The sequence below is a fragment of the Kitasatospora sp. NPDC004531 genome, assembly GCF_053602195.1.
Map to the genome: position 1 here is coordinate 12,457 of NZ_JBSGDD010000007.1, position 20,674 is coordinate 33,130.

General features: G+C 73.8%; 25 protein-coding genes. 12 read left to right on the forward strand and 13 right to left on the reverse strand.

Annotated features, from left to right (window positions below; all coding sequences use genetic code 11):
* Nucleotides 1-47: 47 nt before the first annotated feature.
* Complete coding sequence (locus ACWEMJ_RS05235) at nt 48-344, reverse strand: type II toxin-antitoxin system VapB family antitoxin (protein WP_030273186.1); 297 nt, start codon at nt 342-344, stop codon at nt 48-50.
* 68 nt (nt 345-412) lie between these two features.
* On the reverse strand, nt 413-1,576 hold the full coding sequence (locus tag ACWEMJ_RS05240) for a hypothetical protein (protein WP_452135601.1): 1,164 nt from the start codon (nt 1,574-1,576) through the stop codon (nt 413-415).
* A gap of 94 nt (nt 1,577-1,670) precedes the next feature.
* Here ACWEMJ_RS05240 and ACWEMJ_RS05245 point away from each other — a divergent pair, with 94 nt between their 5' ends.
* Both ACWEMJ_RS05245 and ACWEMJ_RS05250 read left to right on the forward strand, forming a co-directional pair.
* On the forward strand, nt 1,671-2,504 hold the full coding sequence (locus ACWEMJ_RS05245; protein ID WP_452135602.1) for an alpha/beta hydrolase: 834 nt from the start codon (nt 1,671-1,673) through the stop codon (nt 2,502-2,504).
* Between the two features lie 49 nt (nt 2,505-2,553).
* Nucleotides 2,554-3,072: a YbhB/YbcL family Raf kinase inhibitor-like protein gene (locus ACWEMJ_RS05250; RefSeq protein ID WP_452135603.1), complete on the forward strand. Its 519-nt coding sequence runs from the start codon at nt 2,554-2,556 to the stop codon at nt 3,070-3,072.
* 12 nt (nt 3,073-3,084) lie between these two features.
* On the opposite strand, the gene ACWEMJ_RS05255 is transcribed toward ACWEMJ_RS05250, so the two are convergent.
* Both ACWEMJ_RS05255 and ACWEMJ_RS05260 read right to left on the reverse strand, forming a co-directional pair.
* Nucleotides 3,085-3,582 (reverse strand): FBP domain-containing protein, encoded by a 498-nt coding sequence (locus tag ACWEMJ_RS05255; RefSeq protein WP_452135604.1) that lies wholly within the window; start codon nt 3,580-3,582, stop codon nt 3,085-3,087.
* A gap of 54 nt (nt 3,583-3,636) precedes the next feature.
* The gene (locus ACWEMJ_RS05260) at nt 3,637-4,221 is read right to left on the reverse strand and encodes an HhH-GPD-type base excision DNA repair protein (RefSeq protein WP_452135605.1); all 585 of its coding nucleotides are present in this window, start codon (nt 4,219-4,221) and stop codon (nt 3,637-3,639) included.
* 94 nt (nt 4,222-4,315) lie between these two features.
* On the opposite strand from ACWEMJ_RS05260, the gene ACWEMJ_RS05265 reads away from it, so the two are divergent.
* The gene (locus ACWEMJ_RS05265) at nt 4,316-4,825 is read left to right on the forward strand and encodes a SixA phosphatase family protein (protein ID WP_452135606.1); all 510 of its coding nucleotides are present in this window, start codon (nt 4,316-4,318) and stop codon (nt 4,823-4,825) included.
* A 26-nt stretch (nt 4,826-4,851) separates the two neighbouring features.
* Complete coding sequence (locus ACWEMJ_RS05270; RefSeq protein ID WP_452135607.1) at nt 4,852-5,451, forward strand: hypothetical protein; 600 nt, start codon at nt 4,852-4,854, stop codon at nt 5,449-5,451.
* Here ACWEMJ_RS05270 and ACWEMJ_RS05275 read toward each other — a convergent pair.
* The gene (locus tag ACWEMJ_RS05275) at nt 5,439-6,446 is read right to left on the reverse strand and encodes a hypothetical protein (protein WP_452135608.1); all 1,008 of its coding nucleotides are present in this window, start codon (nt 6,444-6,446) and stop codon (nt 5,439-5,441) included. The two genes, ACWEMJ_RS05270 and ACWEMJ_RS05275, sit on opposite strands and share 13 nt — an antisense overlap.
* A 221-nt stretch (nt 6,447-6,667) precedes the next feature.
* Nucleotides 6,668-7,750 (reverse strand): hypothetical protein, encoded by a 1,083-nt coding sequence (locus tag ACWEMJ_RS05280; RefSeq protein WP_452135609.1) that lies wholly within the window; start codon nt 7,748-7,750, stop codon nt 6,668-6,670.
* A 282-nt stretch (nt 7,751-8,032) separates the two neighbouring features.
* Here ACWEMJ_RS05280 and ACWEMJ_RS05285 point away from each other — a divergent pair, with 282 nt between their 5' ends.
* Both ACWEMJ_RS05285 and ACWEMJ_RS05290 read left to right on the forward strand, forming a co-directional pair.
* A complete protein-coding gene (locus ACWEMJ_RS05285) occupies nt 8,033-8,833 on the forward strand; it encodes a VOC family protein (protein ID WP_452135610.1) in 801 nt (266 codons plus the stop codon).
* The gene (locus ACWEMJ_RS05290; protein ID WP_452135611.1) at nt 8,833-9,357 is read left to right on the forward strand and encodes a DinB family protein; all 525 of its coding nucleotides are present in this window, start codon (nt 8,833-8,835) and stop codon (nt 9,355-9,357) included. Before ACWEMJ_RS05285 ends, ACWEMJ_RS05290 begins: the two co-directional genes overlap by 1 nt.
* 1 nt (nt 9,358) lies before the next feature.
* On the opposite strand, the gene ACWEMJ_RS05295 is transcribed toward ACWEMJ_RS05290, so the two are convergent.
* On the reverse strand, nt 9,359-10,333 hold the full coding sequence (locus ACWEMJ_RS05295; RefSeq protein WP_452135612.1) for an NADP-dependent oxidoreductase: 975 nt from the start codon (nt 10,331-10,333) through the stop codon (nt 9,359-9,361).
* A gap of 104 nt (nt 10,334-10,437) precedes the next feature.
* Between ACWEMJ_RS05295 and ACWEMJ_RS05300 the strand changes: the two genes are divergently transcribed.
* A complete protein-coding gene (locus ACWEMJ_RS05300) occupies nt 10,438-11,010 on the forward strand; it encodes a TetR/AcrR family transcriptional regulator (protein ID WP_452135613.1) in 573 nt (190 codons plus the stop codon).
* Nucleotides 11,011-11,045: 35 nt separating this feature from the next.
* Here the strand turns inward: ACWEMJ_RS05300 and ACWEMJ_RS05305 are convergent, their stop codons facing one another.
* Both ACWEMJ_RS05305 and ACWEMJ_RS05310 read right to left on the reverse strand, forming a co-directional pair.
* The gene (locus tag ACWEMJ_RS05305) at nt 11,046-11,426 is read right to left on the reverse strand and encodes a MerR family transcriptional regulator (RefSeq protein ID WP_452135614.1); all 381 of its coding nucleotides are present in this window, start codon (nt 11,424-11,426) and stop codon (nt 11,046-11,048) included.
* Complete coding sequence (locus ACWEMJ_RS05310) at nt 11,423-12,424, reverse strand: helix-turn-helix transcriptional regulator (RefSeq protein WP_452135615.1); 1,002 nt, start codon at nt 12,422-12,424, stop codon at nt 11,423-11,425. The genes ACWEMJ_RS05305 and ACWEMJ_RS05310 overlap by 4 nt, the downstream gene beginning before the upstream one ends.
* 143 nt (nt 12,425-12,567) lie before the next feature.
* On the opposite strand from ACWEMJ_RS05310, the gene ACWEMJ_RS05315 reads away from it, so the two are divergent.
* From ACWEMJ_RS05315 to gap, 5 genes are all read left to right on the forward strand, one after another.
* Nucleotides 12,568-13,140, forward strand: a complete 573-nt coding sequence (locus tag ACWEMJ_RS05315; RefSeq protein WP_452135616.1) for a DinB family protein — start codon at nt 12,568-12,570, stop codon at nt 13,138-13,140.
* Nucleotides 13,141-13,309: 169 nt separating this feature from the next.
* Nucleotides 13,310-14,308: a sigma-70 family RNA polymerase sigma factor gene (locus ACWEMJ_RS05320; protein WP_452135720.1), complete on the forward strand. Its 999-nt coding sequence runs from the start codon at nt 13,310-13,312 to the stop codon at nt 14,306-14,308.
* Between the two features lie 8 nt (nt 14,309-14,316).
* Nucleotides 14,317-14,988, forward strand: coding sequence for an NAD(P)-dependent oxidoreductase (locus ACWEMJ_RS05325; protein WP_452135617.1), 672 nt, complete (start codon nt 14,317-14,319; stop codon nt 14,986-14,988).
* A 117-nt stretch (nt 14,989-15,105) separates the two neighbouring features.
* Nucleotides 15,106-16,062 carry a GlxA family transcriptional regulator gene (locus ACWEMJ_RS05330; RefSeq protein WP_452135618.1) on the forward strand — a complete coding sequence of 319 codons (957 nt, stop codon included), beginning with the start codon at nt 15,106-15,108 and terminating at the stop codon, nt 16,060-16,062.
* Between the two features lie 199 nt (nt 16,063-16,261).
* Nucleotides 16,262-17,260: a type I glyceraldehyde-3-phosphate dehydrogenase gene (gene gap / locus ACWEMJ_RS05335; protein ID WP_452135619.1), complete on the forward strand. Its 999-nt coding sequence runs from the start codon at nt 16,262-16,264 to the stop codon at nt 17,258-17,260.
* A 97-nt stretch (nt 17,261-17,357) separates the two neighbouring features.
* Here gap and ACWEMJ_RS05340 read toward each other — a convergent pair whose 3' ends face one another.
* From ACWEMJ_RS05340 to ACWEMJ_RS05355, 4 genes are all read right to left on the reverse strand, one after another.
* Entirely contained in the window at nt 17,358-18,029 is a 672-nt protein-coding gene (locus ACWEMJ_RS05340) for a response regulator (protein ID WP_452135620.1), read from the reverse strand.
* Nucleotides 18,026-19,207, reverse strand: coding sequence for a sensor histidine kinase (locus ACWEMJ_RS05345; RefSeq protein WP_452135621.1), 1,182 nt, complete (start codon nt 19,205-19,207; stop codon nt 18,026-18,028). The genes ACWEMJ_RS05340 and ACWEMJ_RS05345 overlap by 4 nt, the downstream gene beginning before the upstream one ends.
* Nucleotides 19,208-19,508: 301 nt before the next feature.
* Entirely contained in the window at nt 19,509-19,742 is a 234-nt protein-coding gene (locus ACWEMJ_RS05350) for a DUF397 domain-containing protein (RefSeq protein ID WP_452135622.1), read from the reverse strand.
* Nucleotides 19,654-20,568, reverse strand: coding sequence for a helix-turn-helix domain-containing protein (locus ACWEMJ_RS05355; protein ID WP_452135623.1), 915 nt, complete (start codon nt 20,566-20,568; stop codon nt 19,654-19,656). The genes ACWEMJ_RS05350 and ACWEMJ_RS05355 overlap by 89 nt, the downstream gene beginning before the upstream one ends.
* Nucleotides 20,569-20,674: the final 106 nt, after the last annotated feature.

A 20,674-nucleotide genomic window follows, 5' to 3' on the forward strand; every position in this document is an offset into this window, starting at 1 on the left:
GTACCGACACCGACCATCGGTTGCAGCCGACAACGGGTGGCGGTCCGTCAGTCCATTTCCAGCACGCGGGCGTGCAACACCTGCCGCTGCTGGAGGGCGGCGCGCACCGCGCGGTGCAGCCCGTCCTCCAGGTAGAGGTCACCGTGCCACTTCACCACGTGGGCGAAGAGGTCCCCGTAGAAGGTGGAGTCCTCCGCGAGGAGGGTCTCCAGGTCCAACTGGCCCTTGGTGGTCACCAACTGGTCGAGCCGCACCGGACGCGGCGCGACGTCCGCCCACTGGCGGGTGCTGGTCCGGCCGTGATCCGGGTACGGCCGCCCGTTACCGATGCGCTTGAAGATCACACGGAAAGCCTACCGTTTGGGGCATGGCGGGCGCAGCAAGCGGGACCAACGCCGGGTGACTTTCCATTTCAGCGCAGTGCGGACCCGATCCGGTCGAGCGAATCGAGCCGCATCAGGCCGTAGTTGTAGAACTCGACCTCGGGGACGCCGAGCTCGCGCAGGGTGCGGATCTTGGCGGCGAGGTTGGCGGGGCTGTCGCAGTCGGAGGACATCGGGCGGAGGATGACGGCCATGTCCTGGGGGCGGACGCCGTGCAGGGCGAAGGCGGCGACCTTCTCGCGGACCGCCTCGGGGGTCCTGGCGTAGCCGAGGGTCTCGATCTGGTGGGCGGCGCCGGCCAGGGCGGGGAGGTCGATGCCGGCGAGCCAGCCGGTGCCGGGGCCGCCGCCGTCCATGAAGGTCAGCCGCATGCCGTGGGCGGCCGCGGTGGCGGCGAGTTCGGCGGCCAGGGTGGTGACGGTGCGGGCGCCCGCGTCCAGGTAGGCGGCGAGGGCGCCGTCGGCGATCTCGTCGAGGGGGGCGGGCGCGAGGGCGCGGGTCTCGTCGGCGAGGCGCGCGCGGATCTCGGTGCGGACGGTGTCGCGGACGTGCTCGGCGGGGACGCCCGCGGCGGTGGCGGCGGCCAGGCAGTGCGGGCAGAAGCAGATCGACAGCAGGGCCTCGGTGACGGGGCCGAGCTGTTCGAAGTAGCGCTCGTGGTGGTAGCCGTGGGCCAGGCCGTGGAAGTGCAGGGACTCGGCGCGGATCGCGTCCACGCCGTAGCGGGCGAGTTCCTCGACCAGGGTGTGGCAGTAGGCGCGGACCTCGGGGTTGGCGGGGCAGAGCTCGGTGAGGTGGCGGTCGCCGAAGGCGTTGGCGGGGGCGCAGTCGGGGTGGGCGAAGCCGAGCCGGTCGTTGTGGCAGAACACCGTCCAGGCGTGCAGTTTGAGGCCGCGCCGGCGGGTCTCGTCGGCGGCCTCGGCGAACGGGTCGCGCTCGCCGATCGCGGTGGACGGCAGCGGGGCGAGGCGGCGGCCGGCCCAGCGGGCGGCGTCGGGGCGGAAGTAGGCGGCGCCGGGTTCGAGGTAGCGCACCACGCGGTGCGGGTGGTGCGGGAAGACGTCGCGGGCCGCGTGGTAGACGGACGCCAGCGTGACGCCGCCGACGCCCGCCCGGTCGGTAAGGTTGCCGAAGAATGTGTCGGCCCCTTCGTCGAGCAGGTCGGTGGCGAAGGCGAGGACGGACGTCTCCACAGGGCAACTCCGGAGAAGGAAGTACGGGGAGTGACCACGCTAACCGCGGCCTCCTGTATTGGTCTATACCTGGTTGGGTGAGGGGAGCGGCGCGATGGCGGTCTACCGGGGGTTCGACCAGCGGGAACTCGATCGGGAGTACTCGCCCAGCAGCCGGGTGGCGGACTTCGACGCGGAGCTGGCCGCCTATGCCCGGGAGAGCGGGCGGGCCCTGCGCGAGCTGCCCGGACACCGGGAGCTGCGGTACGGGGCCGACGGGCCGGAGCTGATCGACTTCTTCCCGGCGGTGCCGGGCGCACCGCTGCACGTGTTCGTGCACGGCGGCTTCTGGCAGGAGCTCGGCAAGGAGGACTCGGTCTTCCCCGCACTGGACTTCGTGGCCCGGGGCACCGCGTACGCCGCCGTCGGCTACGGCCTGGCGCCGGCCTGGACGGTGGAGCAGATCGCCGCGCAGGCCACCGAGGCGGTGGTGTGGCTGGTCGAGCACGCCGCCGAACTCGACGTGGACCCGGAGCGGATCGTGCTCAGCGGCAGCTCGGCCGGCGCGCACCTGGCGGCCACCGCGCTGCTGGACGGGCGGCTGCGCGGCCGGATTGCCGGGGCGGCGCTGCTCAGCGGGGTGTACGACCTGGAGCCGGTGGCCCTCAGCTACGTCAACGAGCCGCTCGGACTGGACGCCGAGCGGGCCCGGGCGCTCAGCCCGCTGTTCGCCGACCTGTCGGCGCTGCCGCCGCTGGTGCTGGCGCTCGGCGAGTACGAGACCGGCGAATTCGCCCGCCAGCAGGCCGAGTTCGCGCACGCCGCGCGGGACGCCGGAGTGCCCGTGCGGGAACTGCTGGTCGGCGGGCGCAACCACTTCGACCTGGTCTTCGACCTGGGCCGGACCGACACGGTGCTCGGCACCGCAGTCGACGCCCTGGGCCGCTGACGCTCCGTAGACTGCCCGGCGTACCCCGAAACCCTGCGAGAGGACACCGATGACCGGCCGCATCCCGCTTCCGTACGACTTCCTGCCGCCGGTGCCGAGGTTCGAGCTGCACAGCACCGACCTGGCGGACGGGACGACCATGCCGGACGCGCACACGCACGCGGCGGGCAACCGCTCGCCGCAGCTGTCCTGGTCGGGCTTCCCGGAGGGCACCCGGTCCTTCGCGGTGACCTGCTACGACCCGGACGCGCCGACCGGCGCCGGCTGGTGGCACTGGCTGGCCGTCGACCTGCCCGCCGACACCACCGAACTGCCCAGCGGCGCGGGCGCGGAGGACGGCACGCTGCCCGGCGGGGCGTTCCACGTCCGCAACGACTTCCCCGGCCACCGGTACGACGGCGCGGCCCCGCCGCCCGGGCCGGCCCACCGCTACGTCTTCGTGGTGCACGCCCTGGACGTGCCGACCCTCGGCGTGGACCGCGACACCCCCGCCGCGCAGGTCGGCTTCCACCTGACCGCGCACGCGCTGGGCCGCGCCCTGCTGACCGTGGAGTACAGGTCCGCGTAGCCGCGGGGCGCCTCAGGCCGCCAGGATCTGGCGGAGGAAGACGTCGAGGTTGGCGACCGTCCGGGCGATCTGGTCCTCCAGCGGGAGCGATTCGTTCGGGCGGCTCACCGTCGCCGGGCGGCGGATGCCGCGCACGTACAGCGAGCAGGCCAGGTCGGCGCAGATGTAGGTGCCGACCGAATTCCCCTCGCGGCCGCGCACGCCCGCCCGGGGCGCGGTGAGCAGCGAGACGCCGCTGCCCTGGTGGGCGGTGATGCACAGCGAGCAGACGTTGGTGCGGGTCAGGCTGCGCCGGACGTTCGGCGAGCGGAGCGTCACGCCGACGAGATCGCCGTCGAGCTCGGCGACCAGGTACGCCCGGTCGGGGGCGCCGAGGTCGCGCCAGCCGAGGAAGTCCAGGTCGTCCCACCGCTGTTCGGCGAGCTCGCGGGGGACGGGCAGGCGCTTGGCCTCGCCCTTCGAGCAGTTGACGAAGGACGCACGGATCTCGGGCTCGGTCAAGGCACGCATGGGCCCGACGCTAGCCGAGACGCCCCGGGCGTGTCGTCCGGTTTTTCGCCGGTATCAGCTCTTGGCGGCCTTCGCCGCGCGCTTGGCCTCCTGCTTGGCGGCGCGGACCTTCAGCAGCGACTCCGGACCGGTGATGTCCGCGACCGAGCGGTGGCTGCCCTCCTCGCCGTACGGGCCGGCCGCCTCGCGCCAGCCGGTCGGGCGGACGCCGTACTGCTTGCCGAGCAGGGCCAGGAAGATCTGCGCCTTCTGGGTGCCGAAGCCGGGCAGGTCCTTGAGCCGGGCCAGCAGCTCCTTGCCGGTGGGGGCGTCGCGCCAGACCGCCTCGGCGTCGCCGTCGTAGTGCTCGACCAGGTGGGCGCACAGCTGCTGGACCCGCTTGGCCATCGAGCCGGGGAAACGGTGCACCGCGGGCTTCTCGGCGAACAGCGCGGCGAAGGCCTCCGGGTCGGCGGCGGCGATGGCGTGCGCGTCCAGGTCGTCCGCGCCCATCCGCCGGGCGATCACCCACGGGCCGCTGAACGCCTTCTCCATCGGCACCTGCTGGTCCAGCAGCATGCCCGTCAGGGCGGCCAGCGGACTGCGGCCGAGCAGGGCGTCGGCGTCGTCCTGCTGGGCGAGGTGGACGGCGGGGGCCATGGCGTGCTCCAGGGATAGGGATTCCCATCCTGGCAGCCGGCGTCCGGCGGCGCGTCCCGCAACACACCACCGGCGGGCGGGCCACACTGGGGGAATGACCCAACAGCGGCGGTTGATCGTGCTGCGGCACGCCAAGGCGGACTGGCCGGACGTGCCGGACGAGCTGCGCCCGCTGGCCGAGCGCGGGCGGGCCGACGCGGCGGCGGCCGGGCGCTGGCTGGCCGCGCACGCGCTGGTGCCGGACCGGGTGCTGTGTTCGACGGCGGTGCGCACCCGGCAGACCTGGGAGCTGGCCGAGCCCGCGCTCGGTGGCGCACCCGAACTCGTCCTGGAGCCCCGGGCCTACGACGCCGACGCGGACCAACTGATGGACCTGGTGCGGGCGTTGCCGCCGATGGTGCGCACCGCGATGCTGATCGGGCACCGGCCGGAGGTGCAGGAACTGGTGCTGGCGCTGGCCGGGGAGCGGGAGAGCGAGCCGCTGCGGCGGCTGCGGGAGAAGTTCTCCACGGCCGGGATCGCCGTCCTGGAGGTGCCCGGGGAATGGGGTCAACTCGTGCCGGGAAGTGCCGAGTTGACCGAGTACGCGGTGCCGCGCGGGTGAGTTGTCGGGCGTGATAGGCATGGGGCATGCGCTTCGACTCCGTGCCCAAGCCGCCCGCCGTGGCCGTCCGTCCGCAGGACGGGCGCGGCTACCCGGTGCCCGCGATCACGCCGTGGGACGGCGGGAGCCCGCAGTTCGGGCTGACCGACTACGAGCGGTCCGCGACCTGCGCGCGGGAGCGGCTGTGCTCGGTGTGCAACACGCTGATGCCGCGCGGGCCGGTGTGGCGGGTGGTCGGCGGCGAGGAGGCCGCGGCGATCGGCGAGGCGCTGGCGGCGGGCCGGCCGTACCGGAACATGGCGCCGACCATGGAGGCTCCCGGGCACCGGGCGTGCATGCTGTACGCGACGATGGTCTGCCCGTACCTGGGCCGCCCGAACGCCCGCCGGCACCTGACCGCCGATCAGGAGGCGGCCCCGGACGGCCTGACCGCGCACGTGGTGCGGGGGGCCGCCCGGGGCGAGCTGGGCGCCGTGGTGGGCTTCGAGGACTACGAGTTCGCGATCACTCCGAGCCGGGTGCTGTTCCGCTTCATCGACCCGGTGGAGTGGCTGCCGTACGACCTCGCGGACCAGCAACTCCCGCACCTGCAGGAGGAGTTGGCCCGGCAGGATCAGGAGCGGTAGGCGGGCAGGCCGACCGTGTCGGCCACCTTGTCGGGCTTGCCGCCCTTGGCGGGCACGGTGTAGATGCCGTCCGGGCCGCGGAACGCCACCGTTTTGCCGTCGTGCGAGATCACCGGCTGGGTGTAGTCCACGGTGGCGTCCGGGGTCAGGTCGACCTCCTTGGAGCCCTCCTCGATCGGCTTGGCGAAGATGTGGCTGTGGCCGTTCTGCGAGCGGACGAACACCACCTCGCCGTCGTCGGAGATCGCGGGCTGCGAACCCTTGGCGATCACCGCGCCGTTGGTGCGGGACAGCACGTCGTGGAAGTAGACCTGGCCGTCGTTCTTGTTGGCGTACACCGTCGAGCCGGCCTTGCCGGCCGAGTTCGCCCACAGGTTGCCGGTCTCCGGGAAGGGCGCCTGGCTCTCGGAGTCGCCGGTGTGCAGCTGCTCCGGCTTGGCGTTGGCCTTGGCCTCGACGGACAGCAGGCGCAGCGCCTTCTTGTCGTCCGCGGTGAACAGCAGGTAGGTGCCGGCGCCGTGCGGCTCGTCCGGGCCGAACACCTGCCAGGTCGGATGGGACCAGGTGGTGCCGGACGGGGCCTTGGCGACCACGGTCTTGTGGCCGCCGTCCGGGTCGGAGATCTCCAGGTTGCCGTTGCCGTCGACGAACGCGGCGTGCTTGCCGTCGGGGGACCAGGCGAGGTCGCGGACGACGGTGCCGAAGTCGACGGACTTGCCGTCCATCAGCACGGTGTTGGTGCCGGTGCTGATGGTCAGCTTGGTGCCGGCGGTCTTGTTCAGCTTGCCGCCGGCGGCGGGCGCGGAGGAGGAGGCGGCGGGCGCGTCGCTCGGGGCGTCGGCGGCCGGGCTCTCGGCGGCCTTGCCGGTGGCGGTGGCCGTGCCGGTGTCGCCGCCCTCCGGGTCGCAGGCGGTCAGCAGCAGCGCCGACCCGGTGGTGACCGCGGCCACCAGCAGGGCGGCGGCGGACCGGCGCAGGCGGGTGCGTTCGCTCATCGGATTCCCCCCATGGAAACGGATCTCTACGGTGGCGGCGGCCCGGTCGAGGACGGCCGGGCCGCCGCCGCGACGACAGAGTGTGCCTCGTGCACATCCTGTCAGCAAGCGCCGATGGCCCGGGCGGTGGGGACCGCGCAAGGGTGTCGGCGCGTCAGGGCCGGTTCGCGGACCCTGAATGCGCGAACCGGGGGGACGGTCGGGGCGGGCGGGTGTCCGGATCAGCCCCGGAAGGCGGGCAGGCCGACCGCGTCGGTGACCTTCTGCGGCTTGCCGCCTTTGGCGGGCACCGTCCAGATGCCGTCCGGGCCGCGGAAGGCGACGGTCGCGCCGTCGCGGGAGATGACGGGCTCGGTGAAGTCGACGGTGGCGTCCGGGGTGAGGTCGCGCTCCTGCTGGGCGTCGTCGTTGGTCCGCTCGAAGATGTGGTCGTGCCCGCCGATCGAGCGGACGAAGACCAGGTCGCCCTCGTCGTCGGCGGCGGGCTGCGAGCCCTTGGTGGTGGCGCCGCCCTGCTGCCGCAGGTAGTCGTCCCGGTGGTACACCTGGCCGTCGTCCTTGTTGGCGTACACGATCGTGCCGTGCGCGCCGGTCGAGCTCGGCCACAGGTTGCCGGTCTGCGGGGGCACCGCCGGGTTCTCGTCGGAGTACGGGTTCAGGCTGAGCGCCGCCGGGGTGCCGCCGGCCTTCGCGGGGACGGACAGCAGGCGCAGGACGCCTTTGTCCTCGGCGGCGAAGACGATGTTCTCGCGGCCCTTGTCGTACGCGTCCGGGGTGGTGACCTGCCAGGTCGGGTGGGACCAGGTCTGGCCGGACGGGGCGCGGGCGATCAGCACCTTGTGGCCGCCGTCCGGGTCGGAGGTCTGCAGGTTGCCGTTGCCGTCGACGAACGCGGCGTGCTTGCCGTCGGGGGACCAGGCGAGGTCGCGGACGACGGTGCCGAAGTCGACGGACTTGCCGTCCATCAGCACGATGTTGGTGCCGGTGCTGACGGTCAGCTTGGTGCCGGCGGTCCGGTTGAGGGTGCTCCGGGTCGGGGCGGGCGCGGTGCTGCCGGCCGGGGTGCTCGGGGCGGGGGTGGGGGACGGCGGGGCGGCGGCCGGGGTGCTCGGGGCGGCGGTGGTGCTGCCGGCGGTGCTGCCGGTGGTGGGGGACGGCCGGGCGGCGGCCGGAGAGCTCGGGGCGGCGGCCCGGGCGGTGGCGCCGTCAGGGTCGCAGGCGGTCAGCAGCAGGGCGCTGCCGGCGGTGACGGCGGACACCACGGCGACGGCGGCGGTACGGCGGAGGCGGGCGCGCGCGGACATGAATGACTACTCCCTGGGTGGGTGGACGGGGCGGGACGCTGCCCCGGGCGACGGGACCAGCCTGGCAGCCGGTCGTCCGCGCGGGGTGCGGGCGCTGTCACCGCCGTGCAACAGGCGCGGCGCGGGCCCTGTCGGGTGCGACGGCGGGCTTCGGCCGGCTGCGCTTCGCCGGGCGGCCGCGGGCGTCGCTGGTTAGCGTGGCTGGGCAGTGGTTCTTGCCCGCGGCCGGGCCCATCGCCGGGCCGCGGGTCCCCGACCCCCGACAGCGGAGCGAGAGGCACCATGGCTGCGCAACCCGAAGGCACCCCGGTCTGGGCGGACGCGATGTTCACCGACCTGGAGGGCGCGAAGAGCTTCTACGGCGAGGTGCTGGGCTGGACGTTCGGCGAGTCCTCCACCGAGTACGGCGACTACACGCAGGCGTACCGGGACGGCAAGGCGGTCGCCGCGATCGTCCCGCCGATGCCCGGGCAGGGCTCCGGGCAGTCGGCCTGGGTGCTCTACCTGGCCTCGGTGGACGTCGGGGCCACCGCCGAACGGATCCGGGCGGCCGGCGGCACCCTGCTGCTGGAGCCCATGCGGGTCGGCAGCTTCGGGTCGATGGCGCTCGCCACCGACCCGGCCGGGGTGGTGTTCGGCATCTGGCAGGGCGAGCAGCACACCGGCTTCGAACTGCGCGACGCGCCCGGCTCCTACGGCTGGGCGGAGGTGTTCACCAGGGACACCGCGGCCGCCAACTCCTTCTTCCCGCAGGTGTTCTCGTACGGGGTGCGCAGGATGGTCGACGACAACGTCGACTACAGCGTCTTCACCCTCGCGGACACGCCGGTGCTCGGCTCGATGGGCATGACGCCCGAAGTGCCCTCGCAGGTACCGTCGTTCATCAGCGTGTACTTCGTGGTGGAGGACTGCGACGCCGCGGCCGCCAGGGTCGCCGGGGCGGGCGGGCGGCTGGTGTTCGGGCCGCTCACCACGCCGTTCGGGCGGTTCGCGTCCTTCGTGGACCCGCAGGGCGCGGCGTTCTCGCTGATCGACCCGGCCACCGCGGAGGGCGAGCAGCCGGTCACGGTGGAGGTGGCCTGATGGTCACGCACCTGCCCGAACTCACCGGCGAGCGCTCGGACCTGCTCGCCGCGCTCGACAAGCACCGGGGCTTCCTGCGGTACACCGTGCGCGGCCTCACGGACGAGCAGGCGCAGCAGCGCACCACCGTCAGCGAACTCACCCTCGGCGGGCTGATCAAGCACGTCGCGGCCGTCGAGGAGCGCTGGATGCGGTTCGCGCTCGGCGGGGCGGAGGCGATGCGCTCCGAGGGCGCGCCGCCGCACGATGCGGAGGGCTGGGCGGCGCAGTTCCGGATGGCGCCCGGCGAGACCCTGGACGTCCTGCTGGAACGCTACCGGGCGGTCGCCGAACACACCGACGGCCTGGTCACCACCCTCGACCTGGACAGCGCCCACCCCCTGCCGTCCGCCCCCTGGTTCGAACCCGGCGCGGTGTGGAGCGTCCGCCGCGTCCTGCTGCACATCGTCGCGGAGACCGCCCAGCACGCCGGGCACGCCGACATCCTCCGCGAGACGCTGGACGGGCAGCGGACCATGGGCTGACTCAGTCGGCGACCTGGAGGACCAGTTTGCCGCGGAGGTGGCCCTGTTCGGCGTGGTGGTGGGCGGCGGGGGCCTGGGGGAGGGGGTAGACGGAGTCGATGGTGACGTGGAGGGCGCCGGTGGTGACCAGGGTGTCGAGGGTGGTGAGGTCGGGGCCGCTGGAGCGGACCTGCCAGAAGTCGGTGGTGATCAGGCCGAGGCGGGCGGCCCGGGCGGGGCGGTAGTCGCCGAGGAAGAGGGGGGCGATGCGGCCGCCCCGGCGGAGGGTGGGGAGGAGGCGGTGGGCGTCGGGGCCGCCGACGGTGTCGAGCAGGAGGTCGGCGTCGCGGACGGCGTCCTCGACGCGGGTGGTGGTGTAGTCGACGAAGCGGTGGACGCCGAGGCCGCGGAGGAATGCTTCGTGGCGGCCGGAGGCGACGGCGATCACCCGGACGCCGGCGGCGTGCAGGAGTTGGACGGCGAGGTGGCCGACGCCGCCGGCCGCGCCGACGACCAGGGCGGTGGTGCCGGGTTCGGGGCGCAGGTGGTGGTCGATGTACTGGTGGGCGGTGAGGCCGGCCATCGGGAGGGCCGCGCCGGTGAGGTGGTCGAGGGCGTCGGGCAGGGCGGCCAGGTGGTGGGCGGGCGCGGCGACGTATTCGGCGTAACCCGCGCCCCGGCCCGGGAAGTTGACCAGGCCGTGGACCCGGTCGCCGATCCGCCACCGGGGCTCGGGGTCGGGGCCGAGGGCGGCGACGGTGCCGGAGATGTCGCTGCCGAGGATCAGCGGGAGGGACAGCCGGGGGCGGTGCTCGGCGGGGACGGCCGGGAAGTTGCGGCGGGCGTACCAGTCGGGCGGGTTGACGCCCGCCGCGTGCACCCGGACCAGCACCTCGCCGGGGCCGGGCACCGGGCGCGGCACCCGTTCCGGCACCAGCACCTCCGGGTCGCCGAAGGCGTGCATGCGCACCGCCCACATGGTCGTCGGGTCGTTCATGGAGTTCCCCCTCCGCAGGCCGAGGAGCGCTGCCGTAGGATGCGGAGCGCTGCTCCGGAAAGCTAAGCGGAGCACTGCTCCAGATGTCAACGACGGGAATCGACATGGCCGTTGAGCCGACCGCCCGGGCGCCGCGGGCGGACGCCCGGCGCAACCGGGACCGACTGCTGGAGACCGCCGCCGAGGTGGTCGCCGAACAGGGCGCGCAGGCCTCGCTGCGGGACGTCGCCCGGCGGGCCGGCGTCGGACTCGGCACGCTGTACCGGCACTTCCCGAGCCGGGAGGCGCTGCTGGAGGCGCTGCTCGCCCAGCGGTTCGAGCAACTGGCGGGTCTGGCCGAGGAGTTGGCGGCGGGCGGCGATCCGGAGGCGGCGCTGACCGACTGGCTGCGGGAGTTCTGCCGGGGCGCGGGCGCGTACCAGGGGCTGCCGGAGACGCTGATGGCCACGCTGCGCGACCCGGCCTCGCCGCTGCACGGCAGTTGCACGGCGATGCGGGAGGCCGGGGGCGGGCTGCTGGCCGCCGCGCAGCGGGCCGGGCGGATCCGGGCGGACGTCACCGGCACCGACCTGTTCGCGCTGGCGAACGCCGTCAGCTGGATCGCCGACCAGGCGCCGTCGCTGGCCCAGCGGCGCGAGCACCTGTTCCGGCTGGTGCTGGACGGGCTGCGGGCCTGAGCGGGCTGCGGGCCTGAGCGGGCCCGCCGGGAGGGTCAGTCGGCGTCGAGGACGCTGCGGTAGTAGTCGATCTTGTCGCGCAGGTGGGTACGCCGGCGCTCCAGCAGGGCGATCTGGTCGTTGACGGCGGTGTCGTGCTTCTCCAGCAGGGCGATCCGGTCGCGCAGGCTGTCCGGGCCCTCGGTGCGGGCGAGTTCGGCGTAGCGGCGCATGTCGGCGATCGGCATGCCGGTGTCGCGCAGGCAGCGCAGGATGCCCAGCCAGCTCAGGTCGTCGGGGGTGAAGCGGCGGTGGCCGCTGGTGGCGCGGGTGATGGAGGTGAGCAGGCCGATGCGCTCGTAGTAGCGCAGGGTGTCCAGGGTGAAGCCCGAGCGTTCGGCGGCCTCGGCGGGGGTGAGCAGCTGTTGAGTCGTCACGACGGCGATTGTGCCTGCTGGTTCGGCGTGGCGCAGCGGGTGAAGCGTTCGCCCCAGGCGGCCATCAGGGCGGTGAGTTCGGGCGGGGAGACGATCCGGAAGTCGGCGTCCAGGGAGCCGATCGCCATCGCGGGCCAGTCGAGGGCCTCGGCGTTCATCAGGAGGCGGCAGCGGCCCGCGTCCACCTCCTCGATCTCGACCCAGAAGCCGATCCGCTGCCGGACGGCTTCCGCGGGGGCGTCGATCAGGACCTCGACCCGGTGCGGGCGGGACTGGCCGGTGAGGCCGGCGCGGACGAACTCGGCGGCGTCGGCGGCCGGGAGGGTGCGCGGGCGGAAGTGGGCGCCGGTCTGGGCGGGCGCGGTGAGCCGGTCCAGGCGGAAGGTGCGCCAGTCCTGCCGGGTGAGGTCGTAGGCCACCAGGTACCAGCGGCGGCCGAGCCGGACGAGGTGGTGCGGCTCGGTGTGGCGTTCGCCGTTGCGGCCGTCCGCGGTGCCGTACTGGAAGCGCAGCCGTTCGGTGTCGCGGCAGGCCAGGGCGACGGCGGTGAGGGTGTCGGGGTCGATCCGGGCGCCGGTGTCGCCGCCGCCGTTGCTGCCGCGCCAGCCGGCCGGGACGGTGACGGTGCGCAGCGCGTCCACCCGGCGGCGCAGCCGGGCCGGCATCACCTGCACCACCTTCGCCAGCGCCCGCACCGAGGCCTCGGCCAGGCCCTCGACCACGCCGTCCGCCGCCGCCTGGAGCCCGACCGCCAGCGCCACCGCCTCCTCGTCGTCGATCACCAGCGGCGGCAGGGCGGCGCCGGCGGCCAGCTGGTAGCCGCCGTCCACGCCGCGACGCGCCTCCACCGGGTAGCCGAGCTCGCGCAGCCGGTCGACGTCGCGCCGCAGGGTGCGGGCGGAGACGCCGAGCCGGGAGGAGAGCTCCTCGCCGGGCCAGTAGCGGTGGGACTGGAGCAGGGTGAGCAGCCGCAGGGTGCGGGCACTGGTGTCGGCCATGGTCGGATCCTCCTCCTATTGCGGACGGAAACTGGCCGCAATGGCCCCTAGTGTGGAACACGAGAGCGGGAGAGCGCACCGGAAAGGTGCGGAACTCGCTTGCAGGGCAGTGCAGTTGAACGTTGCTACCGAGAGGCGAGACGATGACCGCGACCACTGAGATCACCGCCGGCCAGTACCCCGCCGCGACCCTCGCCGACCAGCAGCTGACCGGCGAGCAGGCCGACATGCTGGCCGCGCTGCAAGCGGCCCGGCACTTCATGCGGCTCACCGCCCGCGGCCTGGACGACGAGCAGGCCCGGCGCCGCACCACCGTCAGCGAGCTCACCATCGGCGGCCTGATCAAGCACGTCACCACGGGCGAGCGGCTCTGGGCGGCCTTCATCGAGATCGGGCCGGCCGCGCTGCCGGACTTCATGAACTTCACCGAGGCCGACTACCGGGCGCGCGCCGACGACTTCCGGCTGCTGCCCGACGAGACGCTGGCCGGCGTGCTGGCCGCCTACGAGGCCGTGGCCGCCGCCACCGACCAGCTGGTGGCGAACCTGACCGACTTCGGCGCGTCCCACCCGCTGCCCGCCGCGCCCTGGTTCACCTCCGGCGAGAGCTGGTCCGCGCGCCGCACCCTGCTGCACATCGTCGCGGAGACCACCCAGCACGCCGGGCACGCCGACATCGTCCGGGAGGCGCTGGACGGGGCCAAGAGCATGGGCTGACGCCCGCGAACTGCCTTGTGGGCCCGCATGGTTGACTTCGAGTCGGCCGCGCGGGCCCTCGGCGTTCCGGGAGATTCTCCGGCGTTCGTGTCACAACCGGGTGCGGTCGGCACTCTCGGGGTGCAACCGTGAGAGGAGAGACGCGATGACCGACCGACCGCCGCCGACGATGTCGGGGCCGCCTTCGGGGCCGACTACGGGGCTGCCTTCGGGGCCGCTTTCGGGTTCGGAGTCGGAGGAGGTGACGGAGGTGTTCACCCGCCATCGGGAGCTGCTGTTCTCGATGGTCTACAACCTGCTGGGCACCGTCGCCGACACCGAGGACGTGCTGCAGGAGACCTGGCTGGCCTGGTCCGGCCGCCACCGCAACGCCGACGCCGGGCCGGTCGTCCACCCGCGCGCCTACCTGGTGCGCACCGCCGTCAACACCGCGCTCGCCCGGCAGGCCGAGATCAGCCGGCGGCGGGAGAGCTACTTCGGGCCCTGGCTGCCCGAACCCCTGGTCACCGCGGTCGAGTCGGAGAGCGACGGGGAGCGGGCCGAGGCGGTGTCCTTCGCGCTGCTGGTGGTGCTGGAGACGCTCACCCCGCTGGAGCGGGCCGTGTTCGTGCTGCACGAGGTGTTCGGGCACAGCCACCCGGAGACCGCCGCGATCCTCGGCCGCAGCCCCGCCGCCGTCCGCCAACTCGCCCACCGCGCCCGCGAACACGTCCAGGCCCGGCGGCCGCGCTTCCGCGCCGACCCGGACCTGCGCCGCAAGGCCACCGAGCGGTTCACCACCGCCGTCGGCGACGGCGACCTCGACGGACTGCTGCGCCTGCTCGCCCCCGAGGTCACCCTGTGGGCGGACGGCGGCGGCAAGGCCGCGGCGGCGGGCTCGCGGGCCGTGCGCGGGCGGGACAAGGTCGCCCGGCTGCTGGTCGGCAACGCCGCCCGCGCGCCCCGCGACCTGCGGGTGCGGTGGGCCACCGCCAACGGCGACCCGTCGGCCGTGCTGCTGGTCGGCGGCGCGCCGTTCGCGGTGCTGGTGCTCGACCTGGCGCCAAACGGCGACCAGGTCACCGCCATCTGGTTCGTCACCAACCCCGACAAGCTCGCCCGGGTCGACGGGGCGGACGGCGTGTCAGGAACCGGCGCCCGGCGCCGGCAGGGCGAGGAAGAGGAGTGAGGGACACGATGAAACTGACCGTACTGGCCGCCACCGGCGGCATCGGACGACACCTGCTGGAGCAGGCGCTGGCGGCCGGGCACGACGTCACGGCGGTGGTGCGCAACCCCGACAAGCTGGGCGAACAGCACTGGGCGCGGGTGGTGCGGGCCGACCTGGCCACCGCCGGGCCGGACGAGCTGCGGGCCGCGGTGGAGGGCGCGGACGCGGTGCTGTCCGGGCTCGGCGCGGTCGGCAGGGCCGGGGTCGGGGTGGCCGAACACGGCACCCGGGCCGTCGTCGGGGCGATGCGGCAGACCGGAGTGCGGCGGCTGGTGGTGGTCAGCGCCGCGCCGATCGGCACCGTGCCCTCCCCGGACCGGCCGCACCCGCCGCGCCACGACCCCGGCGAGGGGCCGGTGATGCGGTACGTGCTGACGCCGCTGGTGAAGCGGGCGCTGCGGGCGCACTACGCGGACCTGGCGCGGATGGAGGACGTGGTGCGCGCCAGCGGCCTGGACTGGACGGTGGTCCGGCCGCCCCGGCTCACCGACAAGCCGCTCACCCGCGACTACCGGACCGCCTACGGCCGCAACCTGCGCGGCGGCGGCACCGTCTCCCGGGCGGACGTCGCGCACTGCATGCTGCGCAGCCTGGGGGAGGCGGAGACCGTGGGGCAGATCCTCGGCATCGCGGACTGACCGGGCCGGGCCGGGCGGGAGGGGGCGGGAGGGGGCTGGGCGAGCGGGCGCCGGGCGAGCGGTCGGCGGGGCGAGCGGTCGGCGGGGCGGGGGGTTGGGCGGGCCTAGGCTGAAGGGATGTCTGCTCCTCGTCTGCGCCGGGTGGCCGTGCTGGTCCTGGACGGTGCCAAGCCGCTCGACGTCGGGATCCCGGCGCAGGTGTTCTCCACCCGCGCGAGCATGCCGTACGAGGTGCGGGTCTGCGGGGCGGCGCCCGGGCTGGTGGCCGGCGGGGACGGGCTGTCGTACCACGTGGCGCACGGGCTGGAGGCGTTGGAGTGGGCGGAGTCGGTGTTCGTGCCCGGCTACCGCCACCCCGACCGGGACGACCCGCCGGCCGCCGTGGTCGAGGCGCTGTGCGCGGCGCACGCCCGCGGGGCCCGGCTGGCGGCGATCTCCACCGGGGCGTTCGCGCTGGCCGCCACCGGGCTGCTGGACGGCCGCCGCGCCACCACGCACTGGCACTACACCCGGGCGCTGGCCGCCAAGTACCCGCGGGTGCGGGTGGACGAGAACGTGCTGTTCGTGGACGAGGGCAGCGTGCTCACCTCGGCGGGCGCGGCGTCCGGCATCGACCTGTGCCTGCACGTGCTGCGCAGCGACCTCGGGGTGGCCGCGTCCAACCACACCGCGCGGCGGCTGGTGGCCGCGCCGTACCGCAGCGGCGGCCAGGCGCAGTACGTGCCGCGCAGCGTGCCGGAGCCGGTCGGCGAACGGTTCGCCGCCACCCGGGAGTGGGCGCTGCACCGGCTGGACGAGCCGCTGACGGTGCGGACGCTGGCCCGGCACGCCGCCGTCTCGCCGCGCACCTTCTCCCGGCGGTTCGTCGAGGACACCGGGTACACGCCGATGCAGTGGGTGCTGCGGGCCCGCGTCGACCTGGCCCGTGAGCTGCTGGAACGCTCCGAGCACAGTGTCGAGCGGATCGCGGCGGAGACCGGCCTGGGCACCGGCGCGAACCTGCGCACGCACTTCCAGCAGATCCTCGGGACGACGCCGAGCGAGTACCGGCGGACCTTCGCGAAGGGGGAGTGACGGAGCGGAGGGAAAGCGGTTTCCCGCTGGCTTGGAAAGCGGTTTCCGGTTGGGGCCGGAAAGCGCTTTCCCGTTGGTGTGCGGGCGGGGTGCGGCGTTGGCACGATCCTTTCGAACCGTGGCACGGACGCCACTGCCACCGGCCGCCGGTGCGAGCGAAAGTGGAGGCGTTCACCCAGCGCACAGAAGGGCACCTCTCATGACCCGCATCGCCGTCAACGGATTCGGCCGCATCGGACGCAACGTGCTGCGCGCCCTGCTGGAGCGCGACAGCAAGCTGGAGATCGTCGCCGTCAACGACCTCACCGAGCCGACCGCGCTCGGCCGGCTGCTGGCCTACGACACCACCTCGGGCCGGCTCGGCCGTCCGGTGAGCGTCGAGGGCGATGTCCTGGTGGTCGACGGCCGCCGGATCAAGGTGCTGGCCGAGCGCAACCCCGTCGACCTGCCGTGGGCCGAGCTCGGGGTGGACATCGTGCTGGAGGCCACCGGCCGGTTCACCTCCGCCGAGGCCGCCCGGGCGCACCTGGCCGCCGGTGCGAAGAAGGTCCTGGTCTCCGCGCCCTCCGACGGCGCCGACGTCACCCTCGCCTACGGCGTGAACACCGACGCGTACGACCCGGCCGCGCACACCATCGTCTCCAACGCGTCCTGCACCACCAACGCGCTGGCCCCGCTGGCCGCCGTCCTCGACGAACTGGCCGGCATCGAGCACGGGTTCATGACCACCGTGCACGCCTACACCCAGGAGCAGAACCTCCAGGACGGCCCGCACCGCGACCCGCGCCGGGCCCGGGCCGCCGGCGTCAACATCGTGCCGACCACCACCGGCGCCGCGAAGGCGATCGGCCTGGTGCTGCCGCAGCTCGACGGCAAGCTGTCCGGCGACTCGATCCGGGTGCCCATCCCGGTCGGCTCGATCGTCGAGCTGAACACCACCGTCTCCCGCGACGTCACCCGCGAGGAGGTGCTCGCCGCCTACCGCGAGGCCGCCGCGGGCAAGTTGGCGGGCGTGCTGGAGTACTCGGACGACCCGCTGGTGTCCTCCGACATCACCGGCAACCCGGCGTCCTCGATCTTCGACTCGGAGCTCACCCGGGTCGACGGCCGCCACGTCAAGGTGGTCGCCTGGTACGACAACGAGTGGGGCTTCTCGAACCGCGTCATCGACACGCTGGAGCTGCTCGCCGCGAGCTGAAACGGCCAGCTGCCACCGCGAGTGCCACCGTCGAGAGGGGCCCGTACCGCGCGCATCGCGGTGCGGGCCCCTCGGCGTGTGCGCGGGCCGGGGCCGGTCAGCGCGGGTGGGGGTCCATCAGGTGGTGCTGCCAGGCCCAGGCGGCGATCTCGACGCGGTTGCGGGCGCCGAGTTTCTGCTGGACGGCGGTCAGGTGGCTCTTCACGGTGCTGAGGGTGATGAACAGGTCGGCGGCGATCTCCTGATTGGTGCGGCCCCGGGCGATGGCGCGCACCACCTCGGTCTCGCGGGCGGACAGCGGGCGGCCCGGCGGCGAGACCGAGGTGGTGCGCGCCGGGGCCCCGGAGGTGAGGCCGCGCAGCAGGCGGAGGGTGAGGGACGGGGAGATCAGCGCGTCACCGGCGTGCGCGGCCCGGACCGCCTCGATCAGCAGGGCCGGCGCCGCGCCCTTGAGGACGAAGCCGACCGCGCCCGCGTGCAGCGCGCCGTGCACGTACTCGTCGAGGTCGAAGGTGGTGACCACGACCACCCGCAGCGGGTCCGGGACACCCGGCCCGGCCAGGGCGCGGGTGACGTCGATGCCGTCCAGGCCGGGCATCCGGATGTCGACCAGGCAGACGTCGGGCCGCAGCCGGCGGGCCAGTTCGACCGCCTCGGGTCCGTCGGCGGCCTCGCCGACGACGGTCAGGTCGTCCTGGTCCTCCAGGATCAGCCGCAGGCCGCTGCGGATCATCGCCTGGTCGTCGGCGAGCAGGACGCGGATGGTCATCGGGCGGCGCCTTCGGATGCGGTGCCTTCGGGGGCGGGGAGCCCGGTGCGGGCGGTCCGGCCGTCGGCGGGGACGGGGAGTTCGGCGCGGACGGTCCAGCCGCCGGCCGGTCCGGGGCCGGCGCTGAGGGCGCCGCCGAGGGCCTCGACGCGTTCGCGCATGCCGAGCAGGCCGAAGCCGGCCGGTCGGCGGTGACGGGAGGGGGCGGGGGCGGCGTCGTCGGTGACGGTGACGGTGAGCGTGCCGGGCGCGTGGGCGACGGCCACCTCGGCGGTGCGGGCGTGCGCGGCGTGGCGGGCGACGTTGGTCAGCGACTCCTGGACGATCCGGTGCACGGTGGTGGCGACCTCCGGCGGCCACGGCTCCGCCGCGTCCCGGTCCGGCAGCTGCAGCCGCACCTCCGGGCCGTGGCCGTCGAACCGCCGTACCAGCTCGGCGAGTTCGGCCGGCCCGGGAGCGGCGGGAGCGGTTCCCGGGGTGTCGTCGACGGCCCGCAGCAGGCCGACGACGCGGCGCATCGCGGAGAGCGCGTCCGCGCCCGCCGTCTCGATGCCGGCGAGGGTGTCGTCCAACTGCTCGGGGCGCTTGCGGGCGACGATCCTGGCCGCCTGCGCCTGCACCACCACACCGGTGATGTGGTGCGCCACCAGATCGTGCAACTCCCGTGCCAGCGCCAGGCGTTCGTCGCGGCGGGCGGCCTCGGCAGCGGCCCGGCGGCGGTGGTCCAGCAGCCGCAGCCCGAGACCGGCGGCGAGCGCCAGCGCCCACACCTCGATGCCGACCCGGAACGGCGTCGCCGGGGGCTGCGCCGCCAGCAGGCCCGCCGTCATCAGCGCCAGCCCCGACCCGGCGAGCGCCGCGGCCGGACGCCACGGCAGCGTCCGCACGGCGGAACCGCCCAGCACCAGCAGCCCGAGCACCGCCGCCGCTCCCGGCTCGCCGGGAAGCCCCGCGAGACGGGCGGTCACCGCTGCCGCCGCCGCCACCGCCAGGCCCAGGGCCGCCGCGAGCCCGCGACGGCGGGCCCGCCCCAGCGCCAGCGCGCACACCACCGCGCCGGTCGCCGCGTCCAGGGCCCACACGCGGCCCTGCGACGCGTACTGGGCTGCCATCAGCAGCAGCACCAGGGCGAAGACCGCGCCCAGGGCCGCGTTTCCCACGAGGGAGGTTCGTCTCACGCGGCAACGGTAGGGGACGGGGGTGGGGCGGTGGACCGGCCGAAAGTACGAGGGGCGGGCAGAGGAACGCACGTCAGCCGGGTCGCGACCACGTGCAGGTGAGTGCGCTGCGTCGCGACCTCGCGGTTGGGACGAGCGCGAGATCGTCGGTGCAGCCGGGTTGATTGGCACCGGGCCGTTGACGTCTGCCGCCGGGCGTGCCCCTGGCGGTGGAGTTGCTCGCGCTCATCGCACCGGAAGAGCGAAGCCCCCGGCGATCTCGCCAGGGGCTCAACTGCGGTACAGGTTCGACAAGTTGGCTTCAGGAGCTGCGGAACTTCCCGCTTCCCGCCGCTTCGGTGAAGGCGGCCCAGGCGGCCGGGGCGAAGGTCAGAACAGGTCCGCTCGGATCCTTGCTGTCTCGCACGAAGGTAAGGCCATGGGTCGCTTCGAAGTCGTGGCAGGCTTCAACGCAGTCGCCGCCGCCACCGCTGTAGCTCGACTTGTGCCATGCGGCGTCGCGAAGGTGCGCGATGCTGGGGATGGGCACCACCATTTTGGAATCCTCTCCGGATCTTGCGCATTGCGGCCACCGTGTCCGCCTGGGACAAGGCGTTCGCCTGCAAGAGATCGTAATCGGTGTGCCAGTCATTGATGGGGGCGAGATTCCTTGTCAGGTAACCGCGTTCGGGTGTCTCGGTGTATGCCGCCAGCTGGTTGTCGGACAGGGTGAGCAGGGTCAGCGGGTGGCTGAAGGGTCGGAGCGATCCGGAGGTGAACGGCATGACCTGGAGTACCACCCTCGGATGGTCTGCAAGGGCGAGCAGATGATCCAGCTGCCTGACCATGATCTGCGCGTTGCCCATGACGGAGTGCAGACAGCCTTCGTCCAGTACGACCTGAAGCCGTGGGCCTGCCGACTGGTCGAGTACTGCCTGCCTGGCCATCATGACGTTGACCCGCTCCTCGGCCTGCTCGGCTGTGATGCTGCCTCGACCGACGTAGCCGGCTTCAACTTCTTCGGCGTACTCCCGGGTTTGGAACAGGCCGTGAACCAGTCCGGTCTTGAAGATCCGGATCAAGCGAGCCCGGGCCTCAAGGACCATGTACTCCCTGAAGCCTTCGAGGAGAGAGGTGGAGCCGAGGAGGTACCAAGCGCCCTCCAGCGCGCCGTCCGCGTCGAGCGCCCGGTCCATCGTTCGAACGAAGTTCACAGGCGGGAGCCTCCGACCGTTCTCGATCATGGAGACGTACGTCCCGGTGCAGTTGGCTCGGGCCGCTAGTTCGTCCTGGGTCAGCTTCGCGGCTTTCCGCAGCTCACGCACCTTGAACCCGAAAGCGGCGAGCGGTCCTGATGCTAGGTCAAGTTTGTTGATCCGCACGGGCGTTCCATTCCTATCTAACAAACAGGACTGTGGATTTCCAGCGCTGGTGATCGTAGTCCCCGGGTCCGATCCTGGTTGCACATCGACGACAGGATGGAGACAG

Bases quoted from the DNA above. Each gene is read 5' to 3' on its own strand.
- ACWEMJ_RS05350 (WP_452135622.1), bottom strand. From the start codon at position 19,742: ATGGTGGTGCCCATCCCCAGCATCGCGCACCTTCGCGACGCCGCATGG.
- ACWEMJ_RS05255 (WP_452135604.1), bottom strand. From the start codon at position 3,582: ATGCGTGCCTTGACCGAGCCCGAGATCCGTGCGTCCTTCGTCAACTGC.
- ACWEMJ_RS05295 (WP_452135612.1), bottom strand. From the start codon at position 10,333: ATGAACGACCCGACGACCATGTGGGCGGTGCGCATGCACGCCTTCGGC.
- ACWEMJ_RS05260 (WP_452135605.1), bottom strand. From the start codon at position 4,221: ATGGCCCCCGCCGTCCACCTCGCCCAGCAGGACGACGCCGACGCCCTG.
- gap (WP_452135619.1), top strand. From the start codon at position 16,262: ATGACCCGCATCGCCGTCAACGGATTCGGCCGCATCGGACGCAACGTG.
- ACWEMJ_RS05275 (WP_452135608.1), bottom strand. From the start codon at position 6,446: ATGAGCGAACGCACCCGCCTGCGCCGGTCCGCCGCCGCCCTGCTGGTG.
- ACWEMJ_RS05280 (WP_452135609.1), bottom strand. From the start codon at position 7,750: ATGTCCGCGCGCGCCCGCCTCCGCCGTACCGCCGCCGTCGCCGTGGTG.
- ACWEMJ_RS05265 (WP_452135606.1), top strand. From the start codon at position 4,316: ATGACCCAACAGCGGCGGTTGATCGTGCTGCGGCACGCCAAGGCGGAC.
- ACWEMJ_RS05285 (WP_452135610.1), top strand. From the start codon at position 8,033: ATGGCTGCGCAACCCGAAGGCACCCCGGTCTGGGCGGACGCGATGTTC.
- ACWEMJ_RS05290 (WP_452135611.1), top strand. From the start codon at position 8,833: ATGGTCACGCACCTGCCCGAACTCACCGGCGAGCGCTCGGACCTGCTC.
- ACWEMJ_RS05250 (WP_452135603.1), top strand. From the start codon at position 2,554: ATGACCGGCCGCATCCCGCTTCCGTACGACTTCCTGCCGCCGGTGCCG.
- ACWEMJ_RS05300 (WP_452135613.1), top strand. From the start codon at position 10,438: ATGGCCGTTGAGCCGACCGCCCGGGCGCCGCGGGCGGACGCCCGGCGC.
- ACWEMJ_RS05340 (WP_452135620.1), bottom strand. From the start codon at position 18,029: ATGACCATCCGCGTCCTGCTCGCCGACGACCAGGCGATGATCCGCAGC.
- ACWEMJ_RS05320 (WP_452135720.1), top strand. From the start codon at position 13,310: ATGTCGGGGCCGCCTTCGGGGCCGACTACGGGGCTGCCTTCGGGGCCG.
- ACWEMJ_RS05330 (WP_452135618.1), top strand. From the start codon at position 15,106: ATGTCTGCTCCTCGTCTGCGCCGGGTGGCCGTGCTGGTCCTGGACGGT.
- ACWEMJ_RS05315 (WP_452135616.1), top strand. From the start codon at position 12,568: ATGACCGCGACCACTGAGATCACCGCCGGCCAGTACCCCGCCGCGACC.
- ACWEMJ_RS05270 (WP_452135607.1), top strand. From the start codon at position 4,852: ATGCGCTTCGACTCCGTGCCCAAGCCGCCCGCCGTGGCCGTCCGTCCG.
- ACWEMJ_RS05310 (WP_452135615.1), bottom strand. From the start codon at position 12,424: ATGGCCGACACCAGTGCCCGCACCCTGCGGCTGCTCACCCTGCTCCAG.
- ACWEMJ_RS05245 (WP_452135602.1), top strand. From the start codon at position 1,671: ATGGCGGTCTACCGGGGGTTCGACCAGCGGGAACTCGATCGGGAGTAC.
- ACWEMJ_RS05325 (WP_452135617.1), top strand. From the start codon at position 14,317: ATGAAACTGACCGTACTGGCCGCCACCGGCGGCATCGGACGACACCTG.